Below are 25,720 nucleotides of genomic sequence, written 5' to 3'. Positions count from 1 at the left end.
ATTTGCTACTTCAGCTACGCGTTCGTCAGTTTCAAGCGGCCATCATTTCAGGTGAAAGTTCGAGTACCCGATCGACATCCAGGACAACCATCAATTGGCCGTCGAGCCGGTGCACGCCGCCGGCAAGCTTGGCCATGCGGGGATCGAGGTTGACCGGGTTTTCTTCGCGGCCGTCGTCGGGAAGCTTCAGCACTTCACCGATCTGGTCGATCAAGAGGCCATAGGATTCGCCGCGCAGGTCTACGCCGACCGCCATCGGCGGCTTGCCGTCCTCGTTCTTCGGCATCCCGAGACGGGCACGCATGTTGACCACGGTGACGATGCGGCCGCGCAGATTGAGTACGCCGGCGACCTCGCGCGAGGCCAGCGGAACGCGGGTCACGCGCTCCGGCATGAACACGTCCTGCACCCGCGAGATCGGCAGACCGAACAACTGGCCTCCGATCATGGCAGTGACATACTCGGCGACGGCGCCTTCGACGGTTTCGGTTTTGCTGGTCATGCTGTGATCCCTATGCCGCTTCCCGGTTCATCTCGGCGGTCTGTTCCTTGAGGGCCGCGATCAGTCCGGGACGATCGAACTTCGCAACGTAATCGTGGAATCCGGCCTGACGCCCGCGCTCGATCGCCGCCGGCGAAACCAGCGAGGACAGAGCGATGATCGGCATTGCCGCAAGATGCGAGTCGGCGCGGATCGTCTCGGCGAATTCGAAGCCGTTCATGTCGGGCATTTCGATGTCGGTCAGCACCGCATCGAAGGACTGGCCGGAGCGCAATGCCGCGAGGCCTTCCTGGGCGCTCGGAGCCGTGCGAACCTTGTAGCCCGCGGCCTTCAGCACCGGCGCCAGCATGTTGCGGAAGAACGCGGAGTCGTCGACCAGGAGCACCGATTGCGCGGACTGAGAGGGGCGCATTTCCTTGCGCGAGAACCAGTCGGCAAACGCCATCGGCAGGAAATGACCGACGTCGATCACTTCGGTTGCCTGTCCCTTGATCACGGCAGAGCCGAGAATGCCCTCGCTCGATCCGGCTACCTCGATGTTGAGGCGTTCCTCGACGATATCGATGATCTCGTCGACGACGAGCCCCATCGAGCGGCCGTCGTCGGCAAACACCAGGATCGGCTGCGAACCGGAAGAGCGGACGTTGACGCCGCTCATCTGCACGAGCGGCATCAGTTGATCGCGATACTGCACCATCGAGCGGCCGTTGGAGAGCTCGATCTTGTCGGCGGCGATTTCTTCGAGTCGCGTGACGAGGCCGAGCGGCACCGCCTTCGGCTGATCGGAGCCGGCGCGGAACACCAGCAGCGAGGTGAGCTGTTCGGCGGTGGCGGCGCGATGGGCGGCGTTCTCATCGGCGATCTCATGGGCGGCGTTACCGGCGGCGCCAAGCGCCTTCGCAATGCCGTTGGGGTCGATGATCATGATCACCGCGCCGTCGCCCAGAATGGTATTGCCGGAGAACATGTCGATGTGACGCAGCTTGGTCGACATCGGCTTGACCACGATTTCCTCGGTGTGGAACACGCCGTCGACCACGATGCCGAAGGTCTGGCTGCCGACCTGGGTCACGACGATAAAGCCGTTTTCCGGGTCGGAGGAAGAGCCGTCATCGATCTTGAGCAGCTTCTTCAGATGCATCAGCGGCAACAGCTTGTTGCGCAGGCGCAATACGGCCGTGTCCTTGATGCGCTCGATGCGGTGTTCGGAGTTGGCGCGCGCTCGCACCAGTTCGACCACCGAAAGCTGCGGGATGGCGAAGCGATCGCCGCCGGCTTCCACGATCAGCGCCGAGACGATCGCAAGCGTCAGTGGAATCTTGATGGTGACGGAGGAGCCTTCGCCGGAGACCGACTTGATGTCGATGGTGCCACCGATCTGATCGATGTTGGTGCGCACCACGTCCATGCCGACGCCGCGGCCGGAGACGCTGGTGACGGCCGCCGCGGTCGAGAAGCCCGGCGCGAAGATGAACTTGTGGATCTGCGCTTCCGTCATCTTCTCCAGTTCAGCCTCGGTGACGAGGTTGTTCTGAAGCGCCTTTGCCTTGATGCGCTCGGTGTTGAGACCGCGGCCATTGTCGGCGATGCAGATGATGATGTGGCCACCTTCGTGATAGGCGGAGAGACGGATCGTACCGGTCTCCGGCTTGCCGGCGGCGGCGCGCTCGGCAGGCGTCTCGAGCCCGTGATCGGCCGAGTTGCGCACCATGTGCGTCAGCGGATCCTTGATCAGATCGAGCACCTGGCGGTCGAGCTCGGTGTCGGCGCCGTGCATCTCGAGTTCGATCTGCTTCTGCAATTCGCTCGAGAGGTCGCGCACGATACGCGGCAGCTTCTGCCACGCATTGCCGATCGGCTGCATGCGCGTCTTCATGACGCCTTCCTGCAACTCGGCGGTGACGTTCGACAGCCGCTGCAACGGCACCTTGAATTCGGTATCCTCGTTGCGGCGGGAAATTTCCAAAAGCTGGTTACGCGTCAGCACCAGCTCGGACACCATCGTCATCAGGTGCTCAAGCGTATCGACATTGACGCGGATCGACTGGTTGGCGACGCGGTCGCCTTCGCTTGCGTCCACTTCCACCGCGACCTTTGCCTTTTTGGCGGGGGACTTGGGGGCCTTTTCGGCCACAGCCGCCGGCTTGGCTTCCGCTTTGGGAGCGGGCGCAGCGCTGGCTTCGGCCTTCGGCGCCGCCTTTGCCACCGGCGCCGGCGCGGGCGCCGCAACTTCGATCGCGGTTTCGCGGAAGGCACGCTCAAGCTCGTCGAGCGATACTTCCCCCGGCCGTAACTCGCGTTCCAGCACCTGATAGGTCAATTGGCCTTCGGTGTTCGCCGGCGCAGCCGGCACCAGCGGCGGCGCTGCCGCCTCCACAGGGGCCGCTTCCATCGCGGCCATGCCGCGTTCGACCATCTGGTGAAGCTGCACGATCAGGTCCTGATCGTTGCCTTCGGGCTCGGCCTCGGTCGCTTCCAGCCCGCCGAGAATTTCCTTGATGCGGTCGATGCTGCCCAGGATCAGCGTCACCGCTTCGGCCGTGACCGGCATGCCGTCACGGAATTTGCCCATCAGCGTTTCGCCGGCGTGGGCGAGCGCTTCGAGCCGTGGCAAACCAAGGAAACCGCAGGTTCCCTTGATGGTGTGTACCAGACGGAAGATGTTGTCCAAAATCTTGGCATTGTTCGGCTCTTGCTCGAACCGCACCAGCTGATTGTCGACGGTGTCCAGGCTTTCGCTGGTCTCCGTCAAAAACTCTCTCAAAAGATCGTCCATGAAATCTGGCCTTCACCCCACACGCGCATTCGGCGCGCTTTCCGAGTGTGGCCAGCTTCTATGCAAAGCGTTTAAGTTTGGTTGAGTAAGTGGAAAAGAACGGCCTCAACAAAGAGATAAGCTCTCCCCGTAGAATACCGGGGTCGCGATGATGCGTTTGGTTACGCTTCGTTAACCCCTTCGCCGGCGCAGCGACACGTTCGAACGCCGCGCGCCACCGCTCATGCCAACCGAAACGCCGTCATTTCAGCCGCGCGACGTTTCAGGCCGCCGTGACCACCACCGATTCGCCCTCGGCCACCAGCTTGACGCCCAGCCCGCAGGACTCGGCGAGCAGGCGCGTATAATACGGCTGCACCGAATGGGCGTCGCTCGCCGCGATCTGCCCCGAACCCAGGATATCGGCAATATTCTGCGGCAGCCGCGCATTGAGCCCGCTTGCCGTGACGCGGAAACTCATCCTCTCGCCCTCGCCGATCGGATCGACCGTGAGCGTGCCGCCGCGCGGAATGGTCTGCTGCGCGATCACCATCATGTTCAGGAGCAGCTTGACGCGGTTCTTCGGCAACAGCAGCCGCGGCAGGTTCCAGGCGATCGAGGTCTTGCCGTCCTCGATATGGCCGCGCGCCATGTTCTGCGCGTCGCCGAGATCGATCTGGGCCCCGGCCGAGCCGGCCGCGCCGAACGCCAGGCGGCAGAACTGCAGCCGGGCCGACGCCGTCTTCGCGCTCTTGCGGATCAGGTCGAGCGCAAATTCGCGATCTTCGGGCTTGGGATTGTCGTCCAGCACCTCGAGGCCGTTGACGATGGCGCCCACCGGGCTGATGAGATCGTGGCAGACCCGCGAACACAGCAACGCCGCCAGTTCAAGGGCATCGGGAGCGGGACCGGGGGCACCAGACATTAAGTGTTCCTTGGGCGTTCCTGAAAATCGGAGCTGAAATCGATGTCAGCGCCGTGCGACCGAATCACGGCAGACTGAGTTGACGGTTTGATACACTGGCGGGCCATGAGCTGCCAACACAGGGAAGCGCGGAGCGGCTACGCTTCCCCACACAAGCGGCTTATAGCTGGTGTCGCTACGCAGGAGATGAGGCAATTGAAAGGCTCGCCGCCCCCAAGGCACGTTTCTTCGTCCCCCATCGGCGACGACGCCGCCGCCCGCCTGATGGCGCCGCTGACCGCGCTGGTCGCCCGGGCCGGATCGGCGATCCTCAAGATCGATCGCAAGAGGATGCAGGTCGACGGCAAGGCCGACGGCTCGCCGGTCACGGACGCCGACCTGGCGGCCGACCGCATCATCGCTGACGGGCTGAAGCAACTCGCGCCCGATATTCCCGCCCTTTCCGAAGAGCGCGCCAGGCCGCTCGGCGGCTGCCCCGACGCCTTCTTCCTGATCGATCCGCTCGACGGCACCAAGGAGTTCGTCGCCGGCCGCGACGAGTTCACCGTCAATATCGCGCTGGTGGTCAAGGGAACGCCGCTGCTCGGCATCATCGGCGCGCCTGCGCTCGGGCTGATCTGGCGCGGACTGGCTACTGAGGGAATCGGTCGCGGCGCCGAGCGGCTCGCGATCGGCCAGGGAAATAATCGGGCTCAGGAGAGCGGACCGGCGCAGGCGATCCGCACCCGCCGCTTTCCGCCAGCGGGGCAGGCCTGGGTGGCGGCGACGAGCCGCTCACATGCTGACGCCGCTTCTGAAGCCTTCATCGATGCGAGGCCGGGCGCGGTGCGGCTAAAGCTCGGCTCGGCCGTGAAGCTGGCCAAGGTGGCCGAGGGCGAGGTCGACGTCTATCCGCGGCTCGCGCCAACCAGTGAGTGGGATATCGCGGCCGGCCACGCCATCGTCACGGGGGCCGGCGGCAAGGTCACGGACGCCGCCGGGCGCGCGCTGCGTTTTGGCAAGGGCGGCGACTTTATCGTGCCCGCGTTCATCGCCTGGGGCGATCCGGAAGCGAGCTAGAACCGGGGATCGCCAGCCCAGGACCCTCATGGTGAGGAGCGGTAGCGGAGCTAGCGCGTCTCGAACCATGTGGCCACGATGCCGGCCTCATCCTTCGAGAGGCCGCTCACGCGGCTCCTCAGGATGAGGGGAGAGGATGCCTGTGCGACCAGCTACTGCGCGAGCTGGTTCTCCAGCGCCGGCCAGCGCTGGAGCGCCTCTTTCAGAAAGGGCGCCGGGTTGGCGGCAAAGGCATCGCGGGTGTCTTCGCGCCCGAACAGATAAAGCCGATCGCTGGCGATCAGCCAGAACCGCGGGTTTCCGGCCACCGTCACGCCGCGCGCCAGATCCACCGGGTCATAGCCGCCGAACTGGGGGCCATAGATTTCGGGATGGGCGATGAAGGAATCGCGGTTGCCCTCGTTGCGAAAGCGCCAGACCGCCCCGCCCTGCGCCGCCTCGTAAGCCGGCAGCCCGACTTCGGGGTTACCGTCGATGAAATAGGCGACGGGGTCGTAGCCCTCGATGGCGAGCCCGCTATAGCGATTGGTGACCACGCGTTCGGTCGTGGCCGCCCGCGCCATCGATCCTGCCGCCACACTTGCGCCCAAGCCCGCCAGCAGGACGAGCGAAATCAAGGCCATTCGGGGCCGAAAATGCGGTTTCGTCGCGATGCCGTTGGCTTCCTGCCGTTCTAGCGTCATAGTTGAACCTGATAACTTCCGAGTCGGGGGGACAAGCCGGTTCAGCCTAAATTCATGCTAGTCAGCATTGAGTTAAAGCCGTCGCCGGATCCGACTATCTAGGGGAACTTCGATGAATTTCGCCACCCGCCTTGCTGCGATGTCGTTCATCGCGCTGACGTGCTGGGCTGTGCCGGTTTCGGCGCAACAGGCGCCGCCGCCGGACCTGCCGCCACCGCAGCGCCAGCCGTCACCGAACACCTACGGGCCGGACGAACTGGTCGGCGCCGGCCACAAGTTCTTCGGCAACGTCTCGCGCGGGCTTGCTTCCGTGATCGAGCGCGCGGTCAGCCAGTGGGGTCTGCCGAACGGCTACGTGCTCGGCGAAGAAGGCTCGGGCGCGTTCGTCGCAGGCCTGCGTTATGGCGAGGGCACGCTCTACACCAAGAACGCCGGCGATCTGCGGGTGTATTGGCAGGGGCCGTCGGTCGGATTCGACTGGGGCGGCGACGGCGCGCGCACCATGACGCTCGTCTACAACCTGCCGGCCACCAGCGCGATCTACCAGCGCTTCGCCGGTATCGACGGTTCCGCCTATATCATCGGCGGCTTCGGCATGACGGCGCTGACCGCCAACAACATCGTGCTGGTGCCGATCCGCTCGGGCCTGGGCTTAAGGCTCGGCGCCAATATCGGCTATCTGAAGTACACGCCGCACGCGACCTGGAATCCCTTCTGATTTTCCTGCCCAGGTAACGGGCAGTTTCCAAACCGGAACACGCGGGTTCGACCCGATTCACGTTAACGATGCTTGGGACTGGCCTTGCCCCCACGCGCCGTGGCATTGTTAGTTAACGAGTCATTAGCGTTCGTGTTGGTGTGGAGGTTTTATGGTCGAGCCGGCCATGTATCTGGCGATCGGTTTCCTGGTCGCGATGCTGCTCGGTCTGACGATCGTGCCGCTGGTGCATAACCGTGCAGTGCGGCTGACCACCCGGCGCATGGAAGCGGCGACACCTCTATCGATGGCGGAGATCCAGGCCGACAAGGACCAGCTGCGCGCGGAATTTGCGATGTCGGCGCGGCGGCTGGAGATGAGCGTCGACCAGCTCAAGCACAAGACCACGAGCCAGCTCGCCGAACTCGGCAAGAAGACCGACGCGATCAATCGCATGAAGCTCGAGCTTGGCGAGAAGAACGCAACGATCTTTTCGCTGGAAGCGCGCGAGAAGGCGGTGAAGGAGCAGCTTCGCGCCACCGAAGAAGAATTTGCGACCAAGACTGCATCGCTGCGCAACGCCGAGAAGGCGCTGAGCGACAAGCAGAACGAACTCGCCGGCCTCAAGACCGAGCTGAACGACCGCTCCGTGATGGCCGAGAGCCGGCAGGTCGAACTGGTCGCCGTGCATACGCAGATCGATGCGCTGAAGAACCGCGTCGGCGATGCCGAGAAGGAATTCACCACCACGCAGGCGCGGCTCGAACAGGAGCGCACCGCCTCGGAGACCGCCAGCCGCGATCTCGGCGAGGCGCGCGGCCGCGTCGAGAACCTGAGCCAGCGCGTCACGGATCTGGATCGCCAGTTGATCCTGCAAGTCAAGGAAGCCGAACTGCTCTCTAACCGCGTCAACGATCTCGAAGGACGGCTTGCCACGCAAGGCAAACTGCTCGCCGAGCGCGATTACGAAGCCAATCAGTTGCGCCAGGCCAAGGACACGAGCGAACGCACCATTCAGGCCTTGCGCGACGAGCTTGCGCTCGCCAGCGGCGGCTCGGCGCCTGTCATCGAGAAGCTGAAGTCCGAGAAGGCCGCCGTCGAGGACCAGCTTCGCGTCGCACGCGACGAGCGTTCAAAACTGCAACGCGACATCAACGCGATCCAGCAGCAGGCGGAATCGTCCTGGGCCACCGAGCGCATGGAGAATGCGCTGTTACGCGAACGCATCAACGACATCGCCGCCGAAGTCGCCAAGCTGGCGATGCAGCTCGAAGGACCGAACTCGCCGATCGAGGCGCTGCTGGCTACAGAACCCGCCAAGCCAGCGAATGGTTCAGCCAGCGGCAGCGCAAGTGAAGGCGGCGGCACGCTCGCCGAGCGCATCCGCGCGCTGCAAGCCCACGCCTCCCGCGCCCGTCAGGGGGCGTGAGGGCCTCATGGTTCTCCTGGCGATACGAAGCATCGTCCAGCGACGGCGCGTTGTTGTTTCGTGCCGTTCGCTAACGGCCTTGCTTTCGTTCGGCCTGCTCGGGCACGCACGCCTCCTCACCATGAGGGTTTAGCTCAGCGAGATTATCAGCCACTTGCGCAGCCTCATCCTGAGGAGCATCGCCTTTGGGCGATGCGTCTCGAAGGATGGAGCAGACACGCCTTCGCACTCCCGCGGCACTTTCGCACCCGAGTCTCTATCAGAACATCGTCCCTCGACAATCGGAGGGCGCAGGGAATGCCGGGCGCTCAGATCGCACCCGCAGTTTTGTGTGTAGAAAAACACACGTCGTCACCACAGGTGAGCCGAGAAACACGGCATTCCCTGCGCGAATGGTTTTAACGGTTTCCTTCGTGCTCTCCCCGGAGATCGGGCTTGTTGTCTCCGTCCCCGGTGCGATGCGGAGCATCGTCACCGGGTTGATGCCAGCGTCGAGGCATCAGGACCACACGACTTCGCCGTCCGCTTCGCACCTGCGTTCGTCGTTCGCAAGCCAAAGCGTCCACCGCTCCCCGCGCCCAACGTTCGTGACGATCGCGAAACGCCCTCCTTGGTGGGCGCGGGATGGCCGGAATTCTGCGTCTGATTTGCACGACGGCTCAAGGCGCGACCCTGCGGCCGATTGGCACGACGGGCAAATCAGGCGTGGCAGCGGAAATCATGTCAAGTGATGAGCAATTGCTTGAGCCCGGCCGTGTCCCGGACGCGGCAGCAGCGTGGAGCGCTGCGCCGCAGAGCCGGGACCCATGATGAACACGCGGATGATGGGCCCCGGATCAGCAGCGCACTACGCCGCTTCGCCGCGTATTGCGCAGCATCCGGGGAACGAAAACTCCCATGAGACATAGAGTCTTCGCTTGACACCCCTGCCCCCTGCTTCGTAAATCGCACCCTTCTGGCACCCCTGCGGGCAGCCGGGCGCATAGCTCAGCGGGAGAGCGTTCCCTTCACACGGGAGAGGTCCAAGGTTCGATCCCTTGTGCGCCCACCAGAAGCTTCAATGAAATCAGATACTTTTTGAGTTGGCGACCGGTTGGGTAGTTCGCCGATTGGCGTATGCACGCAGAACGAAGCATGAAATGGCGTGCAGTTACGTGCAAAATCCGTGCAGTAGGTTTGCGCGATGTTCTGCGCTCGCCGTGTGGAGTTAAACACCTTACATGCCGCCGAATCCAACGGTATCAGGGGATTCCGTGAGTAGAAGTTCACAGTTTGTGATTGTCTGGGACACTTTGTCTTTGACCGTAGCTGGATGTGACCGGTACGGTTACCGAAGTTTCGGTTGAGCCGAATATGTGATTCGCAAATTGCGAACTCAGAATCGGTAGGCTGAAAGGGCAACGGCCCCACGGGGTGAACCGCAGGGCCGTTGGGTACTCGATACTACGGTAGACGGGTTGGATGCCGTCACCGTGGTCCCGCTCCGGGTAGAGCGGGGATCGCCAGAGAAAGCGGGGGCTGGTTGCACAGCTTCCCGCACTCTCCGCCGCAGGTCGGACGAATCAGTCCCACGACGTTGCCGCCATTGAACGCGAAACTGAGTCTGATGCGCAACAGCCAACGCGCAAGAATCTTGTCATACATTTTGTAGCGAGATCGTGGCCAAGGAATCTCAACCACTTACCAGAGATGACATTCTTAAGCGGATGCTGAAAACGCCGCCCAAGAAGCATGGAAAGTTAAGTGAGACTGAAATTCCCCGAGCAAGAAGTTTGCAAAGAGCAAACTGAGTCGGATATTTCCGACAGAAATCGTTAGCTGACAGCGAATCCAAATAATTTGGATTGTTGCGCGTCATGCAACTCTTTTCGACACGCGACATTCATTCGATCTTCCAAAAGCTCGCATCAGTTGGCGGCAACACGTCCCTTGCCACGGCACTCCTTGCATTCCTTATAAATCTTGACTCCGGGCCGCGTTGGGTGTGGCGCAACCGTATAGCCGCCACCCATACATTCCGGGCAGTTGCGCTCCAATAGATTGACGACGGGTTTTTTCATTTCAGCCGATGACGCCCTTCATCTCTAAAAACATCGCCTTCACGTCAGACAATCCCAACGCCTTATCACGCGGACCTTGGTGCTCCTTGAAGCTAAAGTTCTTGCAGACCAGGACGATCAAGGACGTTTTCCAGAAAGACGGATTGGTGAATGACTTCGCGGTAACCATCACGCAATCTGGAGAGAATTTTCAAAATCCGTGCTTATCCCACGATAGCTATGGTGAGAGCAGACCCGTAAGCTTTGGGGATTGGAACACATTTCGTTGCAACTCGCTTTCGAGTGAATACCGCTTCAATCTTCGAACAAATCGTTTCTTGGCTGCGTATCTCGCCGGGTACGTAGATGGAAGAGACGATAACGCCGATACGCCTACGATGCAGGGAGGCACGTGCACGAAGATTAATTAGTGACAAAGGTACGAGATGCCTATGACCGGCTGATCCCGGCTATTCAATAAGGAAGTTTGGCTTGAACCCCAACGACGCCGGCTACGATAGCACCGGCCTGTCGGGCCAAGCGTAACCTTCAAGGCTCAACACACAATCAATCCATCGGGCATATCCTTTGAGACGATTTGCATTGGCCTCGCAGCGGCAAAATTCGTCAAGAATGACTTTGCCGCGTAGAGCCTTCGCTCGCCTGTTGCCGTGAAACGAAAACGGAATAATTTCAAAGTCAGACTTGTCGTCTAGCGCAACGCTGCAAGGCGCATGGATGACGTTATTGCGGACCTCCGCAAGCGCGTCCGCGCTACTCAGCAGCCACCTGATATCTTCCTCTCCTTTCGGATACTTCAGGTGCCAATCATCATCGACGGCGCTAAGCGCAGCTTTCAGCATCTGCCGCTGAGCACGATCACTATTGGCAGAATGCCAGACAGATAACCCCATGGTTTGGTCAATATTGGTCACACGGCAGAAGACAATCGCGAGTTGCTCCTGAAGCCCGTTCCAAGCATGAACGACTTTGCCGACCGCTTTGTAATACGGCTCGAACGCGGCGGTAGCTGCATTGACTTCGGACTCGTCAGGAAACCTAGCCATGTGTCGTCACCATTCGTTTCGGCTTTAGCTATTATTTGAGGGGTTTCAAAGCAAATCTGTTTTGGGCTGCACTCGCCGCCCCTCGCGCTGCGCCCATTCCGGTGATTACAGACTGTCTTCTCCGGCACAGGCAAAGCAACTAGAATTGGACCGCTAACAGACGACAGCACGGGAACTCGCTGTGGATAACGACGTAGAGTATATTCTGACCAACGCCCCGCGATTGATGAAGGTCGCGGCAGCCACTGCGATTTCGTTTGCGCTTTGGGAAGGCGTGAATCGAGCGCTTCTTGAAGCGGACATAAATACCGACCGTCGTGAAATCGCGGCCGGGTATAGAAGCGATTGCGCGTTCACTGCTGTAACGCGGTTGTCTCTCTTGCTGGATAGCAATTTGAAGCAAGTAAGCTTTCAGGCGATTTATCACAAGCTGAAGTCTGAAACCGTCGCTGCATCACTTCTGAAAGAGCTAGACGATAGCGCATTCTCGACGTCCAACACCATGAAGCTAGCCGGTGAAGCTGTAGAACTATTCCTGCAAACCTACCGCTCGATTGATTGGACGGACCTGCACGGAAGGCTCGTCCATTTTAGAAATCGCGGGGTCGCGCACCTGACCCCTCACAAGATAGAAAAGCGAGTGACCTACGCCGAGCTTAAATCTCTATCACAAGCAGTCACAACTATGGGCGAGTGTTTGGAGCTTTTTGCGAAGGGAAACGCAATACCCTTGCGATGGGATGAAGCCGAAGAATACAGCGAGCGAGCATTCGATATTTGGAAAACTGCGTTGGCTTGATGAGCCACTGAACGGACGAAAAACGATGGCATTAGATCGACTATCGCTTTCTACAGTTCCGATCACCCCATTCTTCAACGATTTAAGACTTCCCGAAGCGACGGGCTTCGTTTGGAAACGCCGGGACCGCTTCTACTTGATTACGAATTGGCACGTCGCTACAGCCACGCATATTTTCACTAAGCAACTGCTGTTAAAAACAGGGGCGCGGCCGAATAGATTTCGATGCAGCTTCGTTATCCGAGTTGGAGCATTGGAGCGGGAGATTGTTGATATCCCTATACGGGACGATAATGACGAACCACTATGGCTCGTCTATGCAGCCCAGCACATACGCGCCATAGACATAGTCGCAATTCCGCTTGATGCCGACGCTCTGAAGGGCAAGGTTACGCTGCTCCCGGTGAATGAACTCGCGCCCGGCCGAATTGCAATTATGATAGGCGTGGACGTTTTCATTCTTGGGTATCCGTTCGGCTCAGGCCCACCGGCCTTTCCCGTTTGGAAACGTGGTAGCATCGCGTCAGAGCCCGACCTAGTGAAAGCAGCAACGGGCTACTACCTCGTAGACACCGCTTCTCGCCCCGGAATGTCTGGCTCACCTGTAATTCTACGAAGTTGGAATAGCCACATCATGGAGAGTAACGCCTTCGCGGCGACGACCGATGGCCCAATAGACCGCGTCATCGGCGTATATTCTGGTCGCAAGGACGACGTGCCGGGTGACGCACAAATAGGAATGGTATGGCACGTCAGTTACATTGACGACATTATTGACGGAGACAAGCGGGATATTTGACCACACTTAATGGTCGTTGGCGAAGACGGACTGATGCGTGCGGGCTAAGCCGGCCCTAATCGTCCCAGACGATCTTTCCGCATTCGCATTTGAAGAGGCGATGTTGTTTGCCGCTTCGCGTGTCGAGAAGCGAAATGAACAGGCTGGGCTCCGCCGCACACGCGGTACAGAATATCCGCTTTTCGTCGCTGGCTTCCTTGCCAATCCGCTTGCTCTGATGGACGCGATCCATGACTGACCCCCAACGCGCTCGCTGTTCTGATTAGCGTCCTAGCGTCCGACCCTGGCTCGCCACAGCGCGTCGAAAGTATCCCGATCGATCACCCTTGCCCTGGAATCTGGATCGATCACCCTTGCCTGGGCATCCAGTGGATTGCCCGGCTTCTCCGTCACAGCGCTTGCGACTTCTTCAGCATCCGGCTTGGCAGCTGGCTGCGCCGGCCACTCCAGCGATGATTTCGAAAGCATCGGTTTGCCTTCGTACCAGCATTTGCGTCCGTCGATCATGCGCCAGGACCAATAGCCGTGCGAACCTGAAGGCATCGATGCGCTGCATTGTTGCTTTGCAATTGCCGGCGCGATCGCCATTGAAAACAGCGCGGCGATTAGAGCCGTGAGAACGCTTGAACAAAAGTGCTTCGTCATTGACGCACACCCCAAATCTCACTTCGTTGCAGGAACCGACTGCCGGAAGGCCACCCTGATCGGTCACTTTCCCTTACGCATTCGATGTCGCCCGACGGAGATAGAAGGCAAATCAAGACTCTTTTTAGAAATATCCCCTCAAATTTTATTTCAAGATGGAACCCCTTCTGAATCCAGATGAAACCGGGTTCCCGAGATGACTGAGCCTGTGGATTTCGCCCTGCGCGGAAGGTCCTGCACGGCGAAAGCGGAGCGCTCTACCGGTTCAAACTCGCCGCGCGCACCGGTTTTGACATCAACTCGGCCTGCCAAAGCAGCTTGAACGAGTTCAGGAAATGACGCGCGGCTTCCGCGCCGCCGTCGGCGGTGTAAATGGCCGTGACCTGATAGAACCATTTGCCTCGCTGAAAAAACCGTTGCTCGAAGTGACTGCCATTGCCGAGGCAGTTCGACCCCACGATTTCAAGGCCCTTCTCAGCCCCGGTAAGCGTGACCGGCGTCTCTTTCTTGGCCTGACATTGGCTGACCAGAAAAGCGTCCGCAGATCCGCCATCGAAATTGACGGACTCGTTCATCAGCATGGCCGCCACGAAGTAGGCGGAGGCGCCGCCCTCCTGCAAATAGTTCGTCGCGCGAACAATCCTGCTTTTGGTTTGCTCGGACATCGCCGTCTCTGTCACCGCCACGGGTCCGGAGAACTCGACCTGAAAGCCGTCATCCGGATAGCTTTGCGACTTCCATTCCTCCGCCGAGGCAGAGACGCCTGAACCGAGTAACCCAACGAAGGCGGACAGCAACAAAAACGACCAGCGCGTCAGCATTCTCACTACTCTTGGAGGGAGCCTAAGAAATGGCCTCGCCGGAGTTTATCCGGGTTGCGTCAGGAACTGCAACGGAACGCACCAGATCGAGACATCACAACCTGCTGGATGCCGCAGCCCTATCTATCGCCACAGCCACCGCGCCAGCGGAACGGCGATCGCAGCACCCGCGAGCTGCGCCGCGATGAACGCGGCGACGCCTGCGGGCGCAATGCCGGCATAGGTGTCCGACAACGCGCGGGCGATGGTCACCGCGGGGTTGGCAAACGATGTCGACGCGGTGAACCAATAGGCCGCCGTGATATAGAGCCCGACCGCGTAGGGAATTGCGCCTGGCGAGCGGGCCGAAACTCCGAAGATCGTCAGCAACAATCCGAACGTCGCGACCGACTCCGCAAACCACTGACCAGGGCCTGATCGCACCGTCATCGATAGCTGCCACAGCGGCAGTTCGAACATGGCGTGCGCCGCGAGCACGCCGAGGATGCCGCCGAGGATTTGCGCAACGATATAGACGGCCGCGACATTCGCCGGCAATTCGCGGCGCAGCACCAGCGCGACCGAGACGACCGGATTGAAATGCGCGCCGGAAACGGGGCCAAACGCGAGAATGAGCACGGCGAGAATGGCGCCGGTCGGCAGCGTGTTGCACAGAAGCGCGACCGCGCCGTTACCCCCTGCCAATTTGGCGGCCATGATCCCGGAGCCGACGACGGTTGCGAGCAGGAACGCGGTGCCCAGACACTCCGCCGTCGCGCGCTGCGCAAGGCTCGGTGCAAGGCTCGGTGCAACGTTGGACGCAACGCCCGGCGCGACAGTTGGCGAAGCATCCATCATCGGCCGCCGCGCCTCAACAAGACGCGCTCGCCGTCTTCCTTGACGAACTCGCCTTCCTGCGCCGGCAGGAGGTCGAGGACCTGTTCGGAGGGACGGCAAAGCCTCACGCCATTCGGCGTCACGACGATCGGCCGGTTGATCAGGATCGGATGCGCCATCATCGCATCGAGAAGCGCGTCATCGTTCAGGGAGCGGTCGCCTAGCCCGAGCTCGGCATAGGGCGTGCCCTTCTCGCGCAGCAGGTCGCGCACCGAAATGCCCATGCGTCCGACAAGCTCCCTAAGCAGCGCGCGCGAGGGCGGCGTCTTCAGATACTCGACGACATGCGGCTCGATGCCGGCGTTGCGGATCATGGCAAGCGTGTTGCGCGAGGTGCCGCAGTCCGGATTGTGGTAGATGACAACGTCCATCAGGCGGCGCCCGGGCGGCGACGGCTTGCACCCTCGACCTGGCCTATCTCGGTCAGGCGCGAGCGCAGCGTTGGCGCATCAATACTCTTCATCAGCAAATTCATGAGCAGATCGATATGCGTTTTCAGGTAGCGTTGCGCCTGAACGAAGGCGGCTATTTTCTGCATATCGCTCCCCTCGACCGCAGCCGGGTCCTCGATCCCCCAATGCGCCGCCATCGGCTGGCCGGGCCATACCGGACAGGTTTCGCCGGCCGCGCTATCGCAGACGGTAAACACGAAATCCATCACCGGCGCGCCGGCCGCCGAGAACTCCAGCCAGCTTTTCGAGCGAAGTCCATCAATCGGATAACCTGACTCTTTGAGCACGCGGAGCGCAAAGGGATTTACTTCGCCCTTGGGCTGACTTCCGGCCGAGAAGGCCTGGAAGCGTCCTGCGCCATCCTTGCGCAGCAGCGATTCCGCAAGGATTGATCGCGCGCTGTTGCCCGTGCAGAGAAACAAGACGTTGTAGCTCATGTCCGCGCCTCAGCAGCAGGCCGAAGACGGTTTCGGCGCCGCTTGCGGCGCGCAACAGGCCGATTGCTTCTCATTTTGCTTTTCGTGTTCCCTTTCATGGGCAACGCGCGCCTGGTTCTCGCCGCTGCCGTCGCCATAGACGATGCTCTCTCCCATGGTGTGAAAGGTCTCCCACGCGATTCCGGCGGGATCATCGATCCAGGATTTTTCGGACTTGGCGTAGCAGCAGGCCGTCTCGCCCTGCTCGATCACGTCGCCACCGGCCTGGCGCAGGCGCGCATATACTTCCTGCAATTCGCCGGCGCTCTCCACCTGAATGCCGAGATGATCGAGACCTGGCTCGCGGCCCCGCGTCGAGATCGCGAAATTCACCCGCGGGTCTTCGAGCATCCATTTCGCATAATCGGATTTCACGACCGAGGGCTCTGAGGCGAACAGTGCCGAGTAGAAGCCGACCGATTGCTTGATGTCCTCGACGGAGACATGAACGTGCAGGCGCTTCATGGCATGTCCTTTCAGGCTGGCACTTTGGTGCGCTTGCGCGCAGGCTTGCAGACGACGGCCGGCGCGCACGGCGCCCCGCCGCAGCAATTCTCGGTCAGGAAGCCGAGCAGCGCGTCCATGGTCTCGAACTGCGCGGCATAGATCATCGAGCGTCCGTCCCGCCTGACGGTCGCCAGCCCCGCCATGCGCAGCCGGTCGAAGTGGAACGTCAATGTGTTGGGGGCCAGATCCAGCGCCTCGGCGATCGAACCCGCCGTCATGCCGTCCGGCCCGGCCTGGACCAGCAGGCGGAAGACGTCGAGACGATTGTCCTGGGCGAGCGCGGCAAGCGCGGCGACGGCGGCTGTCTTTTCCATACTTCAACGATTATTGAAATATGGACCGGATGTCAATCCGCCTCGACACGGAGGACTACGGCCGCATCCGCACCCGCGGATTGGGGCGCCGTCGCCGGCTTCTCACGGACACTAGTCGCCAAGCGTCAGGACGTGGCCGATCGCCTCGGAATCGATGGCGGCGCCGAGGCGTTGATAGAATTGCCGGGCGGTGACGTTGCGGTCCCACACATCCCAGGCAAGCTTGCGCGCTCCTTGCGTGCGACCCCAGCCTTCGCCTGCGCCATCAGCGCCTTGCCGACGCCCTGCCCGCGCGCCTCGGCATGGACCGCAATGTCGCTGACATACACGCAAGCGCGGGCGCTATAGAGTTCGTGAGTCAGTACCCACGCGATCATGCCGACCACGCGACCGCCGCGCTCCGCGAGAACGAGATGCATTGGCGCATGATCGCGAACATAGAAGGTGAGATAACGCTCGAGCGTCAGTGGTGGCGGCGGCTCTTCGATGTGGGCTGCCAACTGTTCGGCAAGGCCGCGCACGGCGGCAAAATCGTCCTCTTGCGCCCTTCGGAAACTCAGATCCTCGCTCACGCGTCCACCTCTGTTCAGGCACAAGGCCCGTGGGGTGATCTACGTCGGAACAGCGCCGGGAGTTACGCCGATCGGGGAAGATTCCTGATCGAGACCGGGCCAACGAACGGCCGGATCGCCATTTTTTGGCCTTTTCCTGCTAGAAAAACCTCTGTTTCAGGCAAGGGACCAGACCTCATCATGCAAGATCCGACCACATCGCCTCGATGGCTCGTCGCTTCGGCTGCAATCCTGTTCGCGCTCGTTTGCTCGGTGGCTGCCGAGGCCGCGACGCCGGCCGAGATGATTTCCGGTTACCGGCTCGCGCACGGCGAAGGCAAGGTGAAGACCGATGCGGCGCTCTCACGGATCGCCGAAGAGCAGGCAAAGGCGATGGCGGCGAGAGACGTGCTCGAGCACGACGCGCTGCGGCCGTTCAGCGCGCGCGTCACCCAGCTTGGTCCGGTCAGATCCGCCGAGAACATCGCCTACGGCCACGACACATTCCCGAAGACGCTCGATCAATGGATCGAATCGAGCGGGCACCGCTATAACCTGTTGATGCACGGCGCCTCGCGCGTCGGCATCGCCAGCGCCAGAAGCGCCAAGAGCGGCCGCACCTATTGGGCGATGGTGATCGCAGCGCCGGAACCCAAGCGCGAAAAACGCGGCAAGGGCGGCAAGGAGAAACCTTGCCGGATCATGATCAACGATACCTGCCTGTGATCGTGACAACGCGCCGCGTTCATTGCCGCGCGCCCCGCGCTCCGACTAACAATCTGATCCATCCTATCTCCTGGTTCGAATCTAGGAACAGCAACTGGATGATTGACAAGCTCGCTCGTCTTGATACTAAATCCAGCAGGGGATAGCGATCTCCCCTCCAGGCGACATGCCCAAGAATCGCGTCCGGTTCACCAAGGACGCAGCATGTCATCCTACACCTCGATTTCATCCGAAAAACTGTTCCGCCTCGTTGGCACGGCGAAGGCGCCGGCGCTGATCGACGTTCGCCCCGACGAAGACTTGGCGGCGGACCCGCGCCTCATTCCGGGCGCATCGCGCCAGTCACATCGTCATGTCGGGGAATGGTCGGCCAGCTTTGCCGGGCAGCCTGTGATCGTGATCTGCCGCAACGGTGGAGCGCTCGCCGAAGGCACTGCGGCGCGGCTCCGCCACGATGGCATCGCCGCCGAGACGCTGGAAGGCGGCCACGCCGCCTGGAGAAAGGCTGGGCTTCCGACGGTTGCGGCCGACAAGCTTCCAAAGCGCGATGCGCAGGGACGCACGGTCTGGGTCACGCGGTCGCGGCCGAAGATCGACCGCATTGCCTGTCCCTGGCTGATCCGCCGTTTCGTCGACCCTCGCGCCGTTTTCCTGTTCGTTGCGCCTGCCGAAGTCGATGGCGTCGCCGCGCGCTTTGAAGCCGTGCCGTTCGACGTCGAACACGTATTCTGGAGCCATCGCGGCGAGCTGTGCACGTTCGACGTCATGGTCCAGGAGTTCGGCCTGTCGATGCCGCCATTGGAGCGGCTGGCCGCCATGGTGCGCGCGGCCGACACGGCACGGCTCGATCTTTCGCCGGAGGCGCCGGGATTGCTCGCGGCCTCGCTCGGCCTGTCGCGGATGTATGACGACGATCTGGAACAGCTCGACGCCGGCATGCTGCTCTACGACGCGTTCTATCGCTGGTGCCGGGACGCAGCGAAGGAAACCCACAACTGGCCGACGAACAAGGCGAAGCCGTAAGGGGGAGAGCACGACGTGGGGCGATGAATCAGCAGAGAGGACGCGATCATGCGCAACAAGTTCCTGACAACGACACTCGTTCTCGCGGCGTTTTCCGCCACCCTCGGCGCAAAGGCCGGATGGAACGTCATCGCGGACGTTTTCATTTCGCCCGCGCATGCCCAGGAGATCGACTGGACGAAAGTCGACGAGACGCTTGGCCGGAAAGCGGCCGTCTCCGGCGACGTGCATCGTTACGGCTTCGGGCGCTCCGATCTTTCGGTGACGCTGGATGGTGTGGCGATCAAAACGAGCTTTGCGCTCGGCGGCTGGGTCGCGTTCAAGCCCGCGCATGGCGGCGTGATGGCGATGGGCGACCTGGTGTTGCTGGAGTCCGAGGTCAATCCGGTGATGCTTAAACTGATGGAAGGCGGCCTTGAGATCACCGCCGTGCACAATCATCTGCTGCGCGCGAATCCTGCGACCTTCTACATGCATGTCGGCGGCCATGGCGATCCGGTCAAGCTGGCCTCAGCCATCCGTAACGCACTCGCCGAAAGCAAGACGCCGCTTATCATCCCGGCGTCGACGTCGCCTCCTCCAGCCGTCGATCTCGACACGGCACAGCTCGACCAGATCATCGGCGTCAAGGGACAGGCCAATGGCGGCGTCTACCAGTTCGGCGTGCCGCGCCGCGATCCGGTCACCGAAGAAGGAATACAGCTCGCGCCGGTCGGTCCAATGGGTGTGGCGACCGCCATCAACTTCCAGCGGACGGGCAGCGGCAAGGCTGCCATTACGGGCGACTTCGTCCTGATTGGGAGCGAAGTCAATCCCGTCATCAGAGCGCTGCGAGAGAACGGCATCGAGGTGACGGCGCTGCACAGTCACATGCTCGACGAACAGCCGCGCCTGTACTTCATGCATTTCTGGGCCAACGATGATGCCGTGAAGCTGGCGAAGGGCCTGCGCGCGGCGCTGGACAAGACCGCGAGTACGAAGAGCTGATATCGAACCGAGGTATCGACCATGACAGAAACGGCAATCAAGCAAGGCCGGATGGCCGAACTGGTGCGCTATTTCCTGCGGCTCGGCTTTCTCGGCTTCGGCGGTCCGGTCGCACTGGTCGGCCAGATGGAGCGGGAACTGGTCGATGACAAGAAGTGGCTGACGAAAGAGCAGATGCGCGAGGCGATCGCGATCTGCCAATCGTTGCCCGGGCCGCTGGCGATTCAGGTCGGCATCTATATCGCCTGGCTCCGCTGCGGCTTCTGGGGCGCCTGGGCCGGCGGATGGGCATTCATCCTTCCGAATTTTGTGATCGTGGCCGCGCTCGGCGCGCTCTACGTCTATCTGGGAGATCTTCAGCCGGTAACGGCTATCTTCTACGGCGTCAGCCCGGCGGTGATCGCCCTCATTCTGCATTCCTGTTATCGGCTGACAAAACTCGGCATGGAAGACTGGTTGCAGTGGGGGATTGCGGCCGTCTGTCTTGCCGTCACCGTGATCCTGCAAGCAGAAGTCGCGCTGCTGTTCATTGGCGCCGGGCTCGTCGGCATCCTCTATTATGGCAGCCTGTTCAAGCGGACATCGGCGACCCTGCCGGCGATCATTGTGGTGCCGGCTGTCGCGGCCCCTATTGCGCCGGTCGCGACAGGCTCGGTCCTCGGCAAGCTCCTGCTGTTCTTTCTCAAGGCCGGCTCGATGACCTTCGGCAGCGGGCTCGTGATCGTTCCGTTCCTCGAACAGGGACTGGTGCAGCAGTACGGTTGGCTGGACGAGCGACAATTCCTCATCGCGGTTGCTGTCGGCATGATCAGCCCCGGTCCCGTGGTAATCACGGCCACTTTCGTCGGCTATCTTGTCGCCGGATTCTGGGGATCGGTGGTGTCGACGATTGGCATCTTCCTGCCGTCGTTCCTTCTGGTGCTGATCGTGGCGCCGCTGCTTGCACGCCATCGCGGAAACGCCAATGTTCAGGGTTTCGTCAAGGGAGCGTATGCGGCCGCGATCGGAACCATCCTGGGCGCCTGTTTCCTGCTTGGAAAGATCGCGATCGGCGACTGGCTGACGGCGCTGATCGGAATCGCGTGCCTAGCCATCCTGTTCCGCTGGAAGGTCAGCAATCCCTTGCTGATCGGCGCAACCGCCGTCATCGGTCTCATTGCGTATCCGATTCTTCGACCGGACTGGGTCATGGTCCACTAGAACTGCCCTCAATTTGAGCGATGAACTGTTCGTGAGTCGCGCGGAGCCTCCGCCGGTTGACAGATCGGGGACGACCGACTTAATTCGTCGAACGGGGAAAGCGATCTCCCCGCGAGGCGCCAAGCCAAAGTATCGCGTCCCGTTCGCCAAGGACGCAGCATGTCTTCAGATAACCTCGAATCCCCCAAAAACACGCAGCGAAGAAAAACCCTCATCTGGGTCGCCGGCATTATTGTGGCGGTTGGCGCCGTCGGCGGCGCGCTCTACGCGGCTCTTGTTCCCGGCCTGTCGATCGCCCATCAGGAGCCGCCGACCGCAGAGGTCGTCATTGCCACGTGGCTTTTGCACCAGAGCGTCCCCGCCCAAGCCAAGAACGCCATCAATCCGCTGAAGGATCTCGCCGACATCGCGGCGGGCCGGGATCTATATCGGGAGAAGTGCGAGACCTGCCACGCCTATGACGGCGGCGGCAAGACGACCATCGGCGCCGGACAATATCCGCGCCCGCCCGCGCTGCGTTCGTTTGCAATCCAGGCGACGCCCGACGGCGAGCTTTTCTATCACATCCGCAACGGCATTCGTAACACCGGCATGCCCGCCTGGAATTTGCCCGACCGGCAGATCTGGCAGCTCGTGAGTTACATCCGCCATCTGCCGGAAGTGGCGTCGCTCGTTCCCGCCGCAGCGGCTGCGGATGCGAGCCCGCCGCCGGATCACGGACGCTATGTCGGATCGCTAGCGTGCAAGGGATGTCACGAAGAGGTCTACGCGCGCTGGATCAAGACGCGCATGGCCAACGTGGTGCGCGATCCGCGCGAACATCCCGACGCGATCATCCCCGACATCACGAAGCCAAATCCGGTCTTCAACTTCACCAAAGACGATGTCGCCCTCGTCTATGGCAGCCGCTGGAAGCAGCGCTACTTCAAGAAAATCGGCGACGACTATTTCCCGCTTCCAGTGCAATGGGACGTCTATCATCAGACCTGGAGCAAGTATTTCGTACCCAATACCGGCGACTGGTGGGCGGCGCTTTACCCGCCCGATAATTTCCAGCGTCCGACCGGGCCGCTCTGCGACGGCTGCCACTCGGTGAACTACGACATCAAGACCAAGACGGTGACGGAATGGAATGTCGGCTGCGAGCGTTGTCACGGCCCGGGCGAGGCGCATGTCAGGAAGCCGGTTCGCGAGACCGTCGCCAATCCCGGCCGCTTCGATTACGTCCATGCCAGCGACACCTGCATCCAGTGCCACTCGCAGGGCCAGCCCAAAACCAAGCCGATCGAAGGCAAATATTATGACTGGCCGGTGGGTTACGACGTCACCAAGAATCTGAAAGACTACTGGAATCTTGAGGAGCACAAGCTCGGCGAAACCACGTTCACCCATTTTGCCGACGGCACCTCCCACAAGAACCGCATGCAAGGCAACGACTTCGTGCAAAGCCTGATGTACGCCCGCGGCGTCACCTGCTTTTCCTGCCATGATCCGCATGGCGGCGACAATGTCGCCATGGTGCGCAAGCAAGGCAATGCGCTGTGCCTCGATTGCCATGGCCCGAATGCGCAGGCCGGTCCGCACGCACCCAGCGTCGAGGCGCATACCCACCACAAGGCGGATAGCGCCGGCAGCGAATGCATCGCCTGCCACATGCCCAAGATCGAGCAGACCATCGCCGACCAGAACGTGCGGAGTCACACCTTCCGCTTCGTGACGCCGGGCGACACCGAGACGCTGAAGATCCCGAACGCCTGCAACCTCTGCCACACCGACAAATCGATCGAATGGGCAAAGGCCGCGCTGGAATCCTGGCCGGATCGCTCGCCCTGGCGGATGTCGCGATGAGACGACGCGCTCACACCCGACGCACGCTGGCGGCAGTTGCGCTGACCGCGTTCGTGCTCGGGCTTTGCGCGCCGCCGGCTCTCGCCTATCGGCCTTTTGACGGCACCGATGCGGCGGTCGCCGACGTCAACGAAACCGAGATCGAACTGCAGCCGTTCGGTTACCAAAAGACGGGATCGCAATCGACCGCGGTGGCGCCGTTCGTCGTTTATAACTACGGATTCGCCGATCGCTGGGAAATGGTGCTGCAAACCGCGATGCTGTCGCCGATCACCGGCGGCGGCCAGCCCAGCGTCGCCGCCACCGGCGCATTCCTCAAATACGTCATCATCCCCGGCTCGCTGCAGGACAAATCCGGATCCGGCATCAGCGTCGCCACCGAATTCGGCCCGCTGTTGCCCGGCATCAATGCCGACTCCGGCGTCGGCTTCAGCTGGGCGGGCATCGTGTCGCAGCGCTGGGACTGGGGTACGGCGCATTTCAACGTCGAAACCAATCTCACCCGCGACCATCAGGCCGAAGCGTTCGTCGGCGTCATCCTCGAGGGACCGCGCGACTGGAAAGTCCGCCCGGTGCTCGAGACGTTCTACGACAAGGTCTGGACCGAGACCGAAAGCCGTTCGGTGCTGGTCGGCGCGATCTGGCAGGTCGATAAGGATCTCGCGCTCGACGCCGCCTATCGCTACGCGACCGTGAACGGTCACGCCGTCAATGAAATCCGCGCCGGCCTTACCTTTGCGTTCAAGGAGGAAGGCGACAAGGCGCCGACGAAGCCCGGCGTGACCTTCAGCAACTGGGGCCTTTCGCGGTGAGCCATAAAGTTGCGATAGTCTGGCGTGGAGATGGCGCCACGCGCGCCGAGGCGACGCCGGAAAATAATCGCTACATCAGGATATTCTCCGAGCTTCGGGTGCTCGGCATCGAAGCAGAACCCGCGGTCTACTGCGAGGAGTTGCAGGACGAGGTCCGCGCGCAGCTCATGAAAACCGACGGCGTATTGGTTTGGGTCAATCCGCTTCAGGACGAGCGGACGCGGGAGAAGCTTGACGCCCTGCTGCGCGAGGTGGCTGCAACGGGACGCTTCGTCAGCGCGCATCCTGACGTGATCCTCAAGATGGGCGTCAAGGAAGTCCTGCACCGCACGAAACATCTCGGCTGGGGCACCGACACCTGTCTCTACCGCAGCGCCGGCGAATTTCGCGACGGCTTCCCGTTTCAGCTTCACGCAGGTGGACCGCGCGTCATCAAGCAGAATCGCGGCAATGCCGGTCAGGGCGTCTGGAAGGTCGAGCTGATCACACAGCCGTCCGGCGCCACGCCTTCCGTCACGGTGCTCGAAGCGCGCAGCGGCAGCGTGCCGGAGACCTTGCCGCTCGAAAGATTTATCGCACGCTGCGATCCCTATTTCGATTGGGGCGGATGCATCATCGACCAACCATTTCAGCCGCGGCTGCCCGACGGGATGATTCGCTGTTACATGGGCGCGGACAAGGTTGCCGGCTTCGGACACCAGAAGATAAAGGCGCTGATCCCGCCTCCGCCCGAAGGACCGGACGCACCGGCCGCGCAACCCGGGCCGCGCATCATGCATGGGCCCGATGCACCGCAGTTTCAGGCCCTGCGGACGAAAATGGAGAGCGAGTGGACGCCGCAGATGATGAAAGTCCTCGGCATCGAGAGACATTCGCTCCCCATCATCTGGGACGCGGACTTTCTGTATGGACCAAAGGACGCCGCCGGCGAGGACTCTTACGTGCTTTGCGAAATCAATGTCAGCTGTGTTTTCGCGATTCCGGACCAGGCGCCGGCTGCGATCGCCCGCCTCACGCTCGAACGCTTGAGCGCTCACTAGAATCGCACGGCCGTTAACCAGCCGGGGGGACGCGTTCCACCTCGACATGGAACCAACAGGAACCCGAAGAATTATAAGGCGGTAATTCTCGGGAACCGATGCATGCGCGGCAGTCTTCCGGTGTCAACGCTGACGGGTTCAGGCACGCGATCGCGTCACTGGTTCGTGCGCTTTTCCGCGGCGATTGCGCATTGGGCCGGCACATCGTCGGCTTTCGTGGTTGCTGCTCTTGTCGTGATGATCTGGGCGGTCAGCGGCCCGCTGTTTCACTACAGCGACACGTGGCAACTGGTCATCAACACCGGCACCACGATCGTCACCTTCCTGATGGTGTTCCTGATTCAGAACACGCAAAACCGCGACACCAAGGCGCTGCAGGTCAAGCTCTCCGAACTGATCCTGGCGCTGGAAGCCGCCAACAACCGGATGGCATCGATCGAGAATGCCAGTCCGGAAGAGCTCGACGCCGCGGAAGCGGATATCAAGGAGCGCGCGAAAGAAGACGCCAGCTAGCACCTCGCGCTTCGGGCAAGCGTTCGCCGCTAACAGATTTAACGCGGCGTAAATCCGCTCATTCCGCGATGCGGCAAGTTCCCGTCGCCTTTGACGGGCGGTTCCGTACTTCTACGGAACCATTGCGCACGCAAGGCGCGCACATCAACCGATGGGTCGACATCAGAGAGCGTTT

The 25,720-nt window shown here is 61.5% G+C and carries 27 protein-coding genes and 1 tRNA gene; 14 read left to right on the top strand and 14 right to left on the bottom strand.

The window, feature by feature from the left end; genetic code table 11:
- Nucleotides 1–31: 31 nt before the first annotated feature.
- The 3 genes from BUA38_RS19265 to chpT all read right to left on the bottom strand — a co-directional run bounded on the left by BUA38_RS19265 (nucleotide 32) and on the right by chpT (nucleotide 4,182).
- Nucleotides 32–502, bottom strand: coding sequence for a chemotaxis protein CheW (locus BUA38_RS19265; RefSeq protein WP_072820221.1), 471 nt, complete (start codon nucleotides 500–502; stop codon nucleotides 32–34).
- Nucleotides 503–512: 10 nt separating this feature from the next.
- Nucleotides 513–3,278: a hybrid sensor histidine kinase/response regulator gene (locus BUA38_RS19260; protein WP_072820219.1), complete on the bottom strand. Its 2,766-nt coding sequence runs from the start codon at nucleotides 3,276–3,278 to the stop codon at nucleotides 513–515.
- Nucleotides 3,279–3,540: 262 nt separating this feature from the next.
- On the bottom strand, nucleotides 3,541–4,182 hold the full coding sequence (chpT, locus tag BUA38_RS19255) for a histidine phosphotransferase ChpT (RefSeq protein WP_072820217.1): 642 nt from the start codon (nucleotides 4,180–4,182) through the stop codon (nucleotides 3,541–3,543).
- A gap of 264 nt (nucleotides 4,183–4,446) precedes the next feature.
- Between chpT and BUA38_RS19250 the strand changes: the two genes are divergently transcribed.
- A complete protein-coding gene (locus BUA38_RS19250; protein WP_072820215.1) occupies nucleotides 4,447–5,241 on the top strand; it encodes a 3'(2'),5'-bisphosphate nucleotidase CysQ family protein in 795 nt (264 codons plus the stop codon).
- Nucleotides 5,242–5,393: 152 nt separating this feature from the next.
- Here the strand turns inward: BUA38_RS19250 and BUA38_RS19245 are convergent, their stop codons facing one another.
- On the bottom strand, nucleotides 5,394–5,864 hold the full coding sequence (locus tag BUA38_RS19245) for a YHS domain-containing (seleno)protein (RefSeq protein ID WP_072826244.1): 471 nt from the start codon (nucleotides 5,862–5,864) through the stop codon (nucleotides 5,394–5,396).
- Nucleotides 5,865–6,036: 172 nt separating this feature from the next.
- On the opposite strand from BUA38_RS19245, the gene BUA38_RS19240 reads away from it, so the two are divergent.
- The 3 genes from BUA38_RS19240 (at nucleotide 6,037) to BUA38_RS19230 (ending at nucleotide 9,101) form a co-directional block, all read left to right on the top strand.
- Complete coding sequence (locus BUA38_RS19240) at nucleotides 6,037–6,642, top strand: DUF1134 domain-containing protein (RefSeq protein ID WP_072820213.1); 606 nt, start codon at nucleotides 6,037–6,039, stop codon at nucleotides 6,640–6,642.
- Between the two features lie 151 nt (nucleotides 6,643–6,793).
- Nucleotides 6,794–8,050: a hypothetical protein gene (locus BUA38_RS19235; protein WP_072820211.1), complete on the top strand. Its 1,257-nt coding sequence runs from the start codon at nucleotides 6,794–6,796 to the stop codon at nucleotides 8,048–8,050.
- A gap of 976 nt (nucleotides 8,051–9,026) precedes the next feature.
- Nucleotides 9,027–9,101, top strand: a tRNA-Val gene (locus tag BUA38_RS19230).
- Between the two features lie 1,500 nt (nucleotides 9,102–10,601).
- Here the strand turns inward: BUA38_RS19230 and BUA38_RS19225 are convergent.
- A complete protein-coding gene (locus BUA38_RS19225; RefSeq protein WP_072820210.1) occupies nucleotides 10,602–11,156 on the bottom strand; it encodes a hypothetical protein in 555 nt (184 codons plus the stop codon).
- A gap of 181 nt (nucleotides 11,157–11,337) precedes the next feature.
- Here BUA38_RS19225 and BUA38_RS19220 point away from each other — a divergent pair, with 181 nt between their 5' ends.
- Nucleotides 11,338–11,955, top strand: a complete 618-nt coding sequence (locus BUA38_RS19220) for a hypothetical protein (RefSeq protein WP_072820208.1) — start codon at nucleotides 11,338–11,340, stop codon at nucleotides 11,953–11,955.
- Nucleotides 11,897–12,754 (top strand): S1 family peptidase, encoded by an 858-nt coding sequence (locus BUA38_RS19215; protein ID WP_083587655.1) that lies wholly within the window; start codon nucleotides 11,897–11,899, stop codon nucleotides 12,752–12,754. The genes BUA38_RS19220 and BUA38_RS19215 overlap by 59 nt, the downstream gene beginning before the upstream one ends.
- A gap of 55 nt (nucleotides 12,755–12,809) precedes the next feature.
- Here the strand turns inward: BUA38_RS19215 and BUA38_RS36795 are convergent, their stop codons facing one another.
- The 9 genes from BUA38_RS36795 to BUA38_RS19175 all read right to left on the bottom strand — a co-directional run bounded on the left by BUA38_RS36795 (nucleotide 12,810) and on the right by BUA38_RS19175 (nucleotide 17,417).
- Nucleotides 12,810–12,986, bottom strand: a complete 177-nt coding sequence (locus tag BUA38_RS36795) for a hypothetical protein (protein WP_156898578.1) — start codon at nucleotides 12,984–12,986, stop codon at nucleotides 12,810–12,812.
- Between the two features lie 38 nt (nucleotides 12,987–13,024).
- On the bottom strand, nucleotides 13,025–13,297 hold the full coding sequence (locus tag BUA38_RS19210) for a hypothetical protein (RefSeq protein ID WP_072826243.1): 273 nt from the start codon (nucleotides 13,295–13,297) through the stop codon (nucleotides 13,025–13,027).
- Between the two features lie 359 nt (nucleotides 13,298–13,656).
- A complete protein-coding gene (locus BUA38_RS19205; protein ID WP_072820204.1) occupies nucleotides 13,657–14,220 on the bottom strand; it encodes a hypothetical protein in 564 nt (187 codons plus the stop codon).
- 123 nt (nucleotides 14,221–14,343) lie between these two features.
- Entirely contained in the window at nucleotides 14,344–15,054 is a 711-nt protein-coding gene (locus tag BUA38_RS19200) for an aquaporin (protein WP_072820202.1), read from the bottom strand.
- Nucleotides 15,054–15,467: an arsenate reductase (glutaredoxin) gene (arsC, locus tag BUA38_RS19195; RefSeq protein ID WP_072820200.1), complete on the bottom strand. Its 414-nt coding sequence runs from the start codon at nucleotides 15,465–15,467 to the stop codon at nucleotides 15,054–15,056. The genes BUA38_RS19200 and arsC overlap by 1 nt, the downstream gene beginning before the upstream one ends.
- Complete coding sequence (locus tag BUA38_RS19190; protein ID WP_072820198.1) at nucleotides 15,467–15,985, bottom strand: arsenate reductase ArsC; 519 nt, start codon at nucleotides 15,983–15,985, stop codon at nucleotides 15,467–15,469. The genes arsC and BUA38_RS19190 overlap by 1 nt, the downstream gene beginning before the upstream one ends.
- A gap of 9 nt (nucleotides 15,986–15,994) precedes the next feature.
- Nucleotides 15,995–16,489: an ArsI/CadI family heavy metal resistance metalloenzyme gene (locus BUA38_RS19185; protein ID WP_072820196.1), complete on the bottom strand. Its 495-nt coding sequence runs from the start codon at nucleotides 16,487–16,489 to the stop codon at nucleotides 15,995–15,997.
- An 11-nt stretch (nucleotides 16,490–16,500) separates the two neighbouring features.
- Complete coding sequence (locus BUA38_RS19180) at nucleotides 16,501–16,845, bottom strand: ArsR/SmtB family transcription factor (protein WP_072820194.1); 345 nt, start codon at nucleotides 16,843–16,845, stop codon at nucleotides 16,501–16,503.
- A gap of 125 nt (nucleotides 16,846–16,970) precedes the next feature.
- On the bottom strand, nucleotides 16,971–17,417 hold the full coding sequence (locus BUA38_RS19175) for a GNAT family N-acetyltransferase (RefSeq protein ID WP_072820192.1): 447 nt from the start codon (nucleotides 17,415–17,417) through the stop codon (nucleotides 16,971–16,973).
- 180 nt (nucleotides 17,418–17,597) lie between these two features.
- On the opposite strand from BUA38_RS19175, the gene BUA38_RS19170 reads away from it, so the two are divergent.
- From BUA38_RS19170 to BUA38_RS19135, 8 genes are all read left to right on the top strand, one after another.
- Complete coding sequence (locus tag BUA38_RS19170; RefSeq protein ID WP_072820190.1) at nucleotides 17,598–18,122, top strand: CAP domain-containing protein; 525 nt, start codon at nucleotides 17,598–17,600, stop codon at nucleotides 18,120–18,122.
- Between the two features lie 204 nt (nucleotides 18,123–18,326).
- A complete protein-coding gene (locus tag BUA38_RS19165; RefSeq protein WP_072820188.1) occupies nucleotides 18,327–19,145 on the top strand; it encodes a chromate resistance protein ChrB domain-containing protein in 819 nt (272 codons plus the stop codon).
- 48 nt (nucleotides 19,146–19,193) lie between these two features.
- Nucleotides 19,194–20,132 carry a DUF1259 domain-containing protein gene (locus BUA38_RS19160; RefSeq protein ID WP_072820187.1) on the top strand — a complete coding sequence of 313 codons (939 nt, stop codon included), beginning with the start codon at nucleotides 19,194–19,196 and terminating at the stop codon, nucleotides 20,130–20,132.
- A gap of 21 nt (nucleotides 20,133–20,153) precedes the next feature.
- On the top strand, nucleotides 20,154–21,332 hold the full coding sequence (gene chrA / locus BUA38_RS19155) for a chromate efflux transporter (protein WP_072820186.1): 1,179 nt from the start codon (nucleotides 20,154–20,156) through the stop codon (nucleotides 21,330–21,332).
- Between the two features lie 159 nt (nucleotides 21,333–21,491).
- Nucleotides 21,492–23,180, top strand: coding sequence for a c-type cytochrome (locus BUA38_RS19150; RefSeq protein WP_072820185.1), 1,689 nt, complete (start codon nucleotides 21,492–21,494; stop codon nucleotides 23,178–23,180).
- Nucleotides 23,177–23,992: a hypothetical protein gene (locus tag BUA38_RS19145; protein ID WP_197685864.1), complete on the top strand. Its 816-nt coding sequence runs from the start codon at nucleotides 23,177–23,179 to the stop codon at nucleotides 23,990–23,992. Before BUA38_RS19150 ends, BUA38_RS19145 begins: the two co-directional genes overlap by 4 nt.
- Nucleotides 23,989–25,032, top strand: a complete 1,044-nt coding sequence (locus BUA38_RS19140) for a Cj0069 family protein (protein WP_072820182.1) — start codon at nucleotides 23,989–23,991, stop codon at nucleotides 25,030–25,032. The genes BUA38_RS19145 and BUA38_RS19140 overlap by 4 nt, the downstream gene beginning before the upstream one ends.
- A 102-nt stretch (nucleotides 25,033–25,134) precedes the next feature.
- On the top strand, nucleotides 25,135–25,545 hold the full coding sequence (locus tag BUA38_RS19135) for a low affinity iron permease family protein (RefSeq protein WP_072820180.1): 411 nt from the start codon (nucleotides 25,135–25,137) through the stop codon (nucleotides 25,543–25,545).
- Nucleotides 25,546–25,720 lie beyond the last annotated feature (175 nt).

The organism is Bradyrhizobium erythrophlei, from assembly GCF_900142985.1.
In the GTDB taxonomy this organism is placed as follows: Bacteria; Pseudomonadota; Alphaproteobacteria; order Rhizobiales; family Xanthobacteraceae; genus Bradyrhizobium; species Bradyrhizobium erythrophlei_B.
The sequence above is the reverse complement of the archived record's forward strand: the minus strand, read 5'-3'. Positions and strand labels throughout refer to the sequence as shown.

Excerpts from the sequence above, each read along its gene's own strand:
- BUA38_RS19265 (WP_072820221.1), bottom strand. The coding sequence starts at position 502 with ATGACCAGCAAAACCGAAACCGTCGAAGGCGCCGTCGCCGAGTATGTC.
- BUA38_RS19260 (WP_072820219.1), bottom strand. The coding sequence starts at position 3,278 with ATGGACGATCTTTTGAGAGAGTTTTTGACGGAGACCAGCGAAAGCCTG.
- chpT (WP_072820217.1), bottom strand. The coding sequence starts at position 4,182 with ATGTCTGGTGCCCCCGGTCCCGCTCCCGATGCCCTTGAACTGGCGGCG.
- BUA38_RS19250 (WP_072820215.1), top strand. The coding sequence starts at position 4,447 with ATGGCGCCGCTGACCGCGCTGGTCGCCCGGGCCGGATCGGCGATCCTC.
- BUA38_RS19245 (WP_072826244.1), bottom strand. The coding sequence starts at position 5,864 with ATGGCCTTGATTTCGCTCGTCCTGCTGGCGGGCTTGGGCGCAAGTGTG.
- BUA38_RS19240 (WP_072820213.1), top strand. The coding sequence starts at position 6,037 with ATGAATTTCGCCACCCGCCTTGCTGCGATGTCGTTCATCGCGCTGACG.
- BUA38_RS19235 (WP_072820211.1), top strand. The coding sequence starts at position 6,794 with ATGGTCGAGCCGGCCATGTATCTGGCGATCGGTTTCCTGGTCGCGATG.
- BUA38_RS19225 (WP_072820210.1), bottom strand. The coding sequence starts at position 11,156 with ATGGCTAGGTTTCCTGACGAGTCCGAAGTCAATGCAGCTACCGCCGCG.
- BUA38_RS19215 (WP_083587655.1), top strand. The coding sequence starts at position 11,897 with ATGAAGCCGAAGAATACAGCGAGCGAGCATTCGATATTTGGAAAACTG.
- BUA38_RS36795 (WP_156898578.1), bottom strand. The coding sequence starts at position 12,986 with ATGGATCGCGTCCATCAGAGCAAGCGGATTGGCAAGGAAGCCAGCGAC.
- BUA38_RS19210 (WP_072826243.1), bottom strand. The coding sequence starts at position 13,297 with ATGCCTTCAGGTTCGCACGGCTATTGGTCCTGGCGCATGATCGACGGA.
- BUA38_RS19205 (WP_072820204.1), bottom strand. The coding sequence starts at position 14,220 with ATGCTGACGCGCTGGTCGTTTTTGTTGCTGTCCGCCTTCGTTGGGTTA.
- BUA38_RS19200 (WP_072820202.1), bottom strand. The coding sequence starts at position 15,054 with ATGGATGCTTCGCCAACTGTCGCGCCGGGCGTTGCGTCCAACGTTGCA.
- arsC (WP_072820200.1), bottom strand. The coding sequence starts at position 15,467 with ATGGACGTTGTCATCTACCACAATCCGGACTGCGGCACCTCGCGCAAC.
- BUA38_RS19190 (WP_072820198.1), bottom strand. The coding sequence starts at position 15,985 with ATGAGCTACAACGTCTTGTTTCTCTGCACGGGCAACAGCGCGCGATCA.
- BUA38_RS19185 (WP_072820196.1), bottom strand. The coding sequence starts at position 16,489 with ATGAAGCGCCTGCACGTTCATGTCTCCGTCGAGGACATCAAGCAATCG.
- BUA38_RS19180 (WP_072820194.1), bottom strand. The coding sequence starts at position 16,845 with ATGGAAAAGACAGCCGCCGTCGCCGCGCTTGCCGCGCTCGCCCAGGAC.
- BUA38_RS19170 (WP_072820190.1), top strand. The coding sequence starts at position 17,598 with ATGCAAGATCCGACCACATCGCCTCGATGGCTCGTCGCTTCGGCTGCA.
- BUA38_RS19165 (WP_072820188.1), top strand. The coding sequence starts at position 18,327 with ATGTCATCCTACACCTCGATTTCATCCGAAAAACTGTTCCGCCTCGTT.
- BUA38_RS19160 (WP_072820187.1), top strand. The coding sequence starts at position 19,194 with ATGCGCAACAAGTTCCTGACAACGACACTCGTTCTCGCGGCGTTTTCC.
- chrA (WP_072820186.1), top strand. The coding sequence starts at position 20,154 with ATGACAGAAACGGCAATCAAGCAAGGCCGGATGGCCGAACTGGTGCGC.
- BUA38_RS19150 (WP_072820185.1), top strand. The coding sequence starts at position 21,492 with ATGTCTTCAGATAACCTCGAATCCCCCAAAAACACGCAGCGAAGAAAA.
- BUA38_RS19145 (WP_197685864.1), top strand. The coding sequence starts at position 23,177 with ATGAGACGACGCGCTCACACCCGACGCACGCTGGCGGCAGTTGCGCTG.
- BUA38_RS19135 (WP_072820180.1), top strand. The coding sequence starts at position 25,135 with ATGCGCGGCAGTCTTCCGGTGTCAACGCTGACGGGTTCAGGCACGCGA.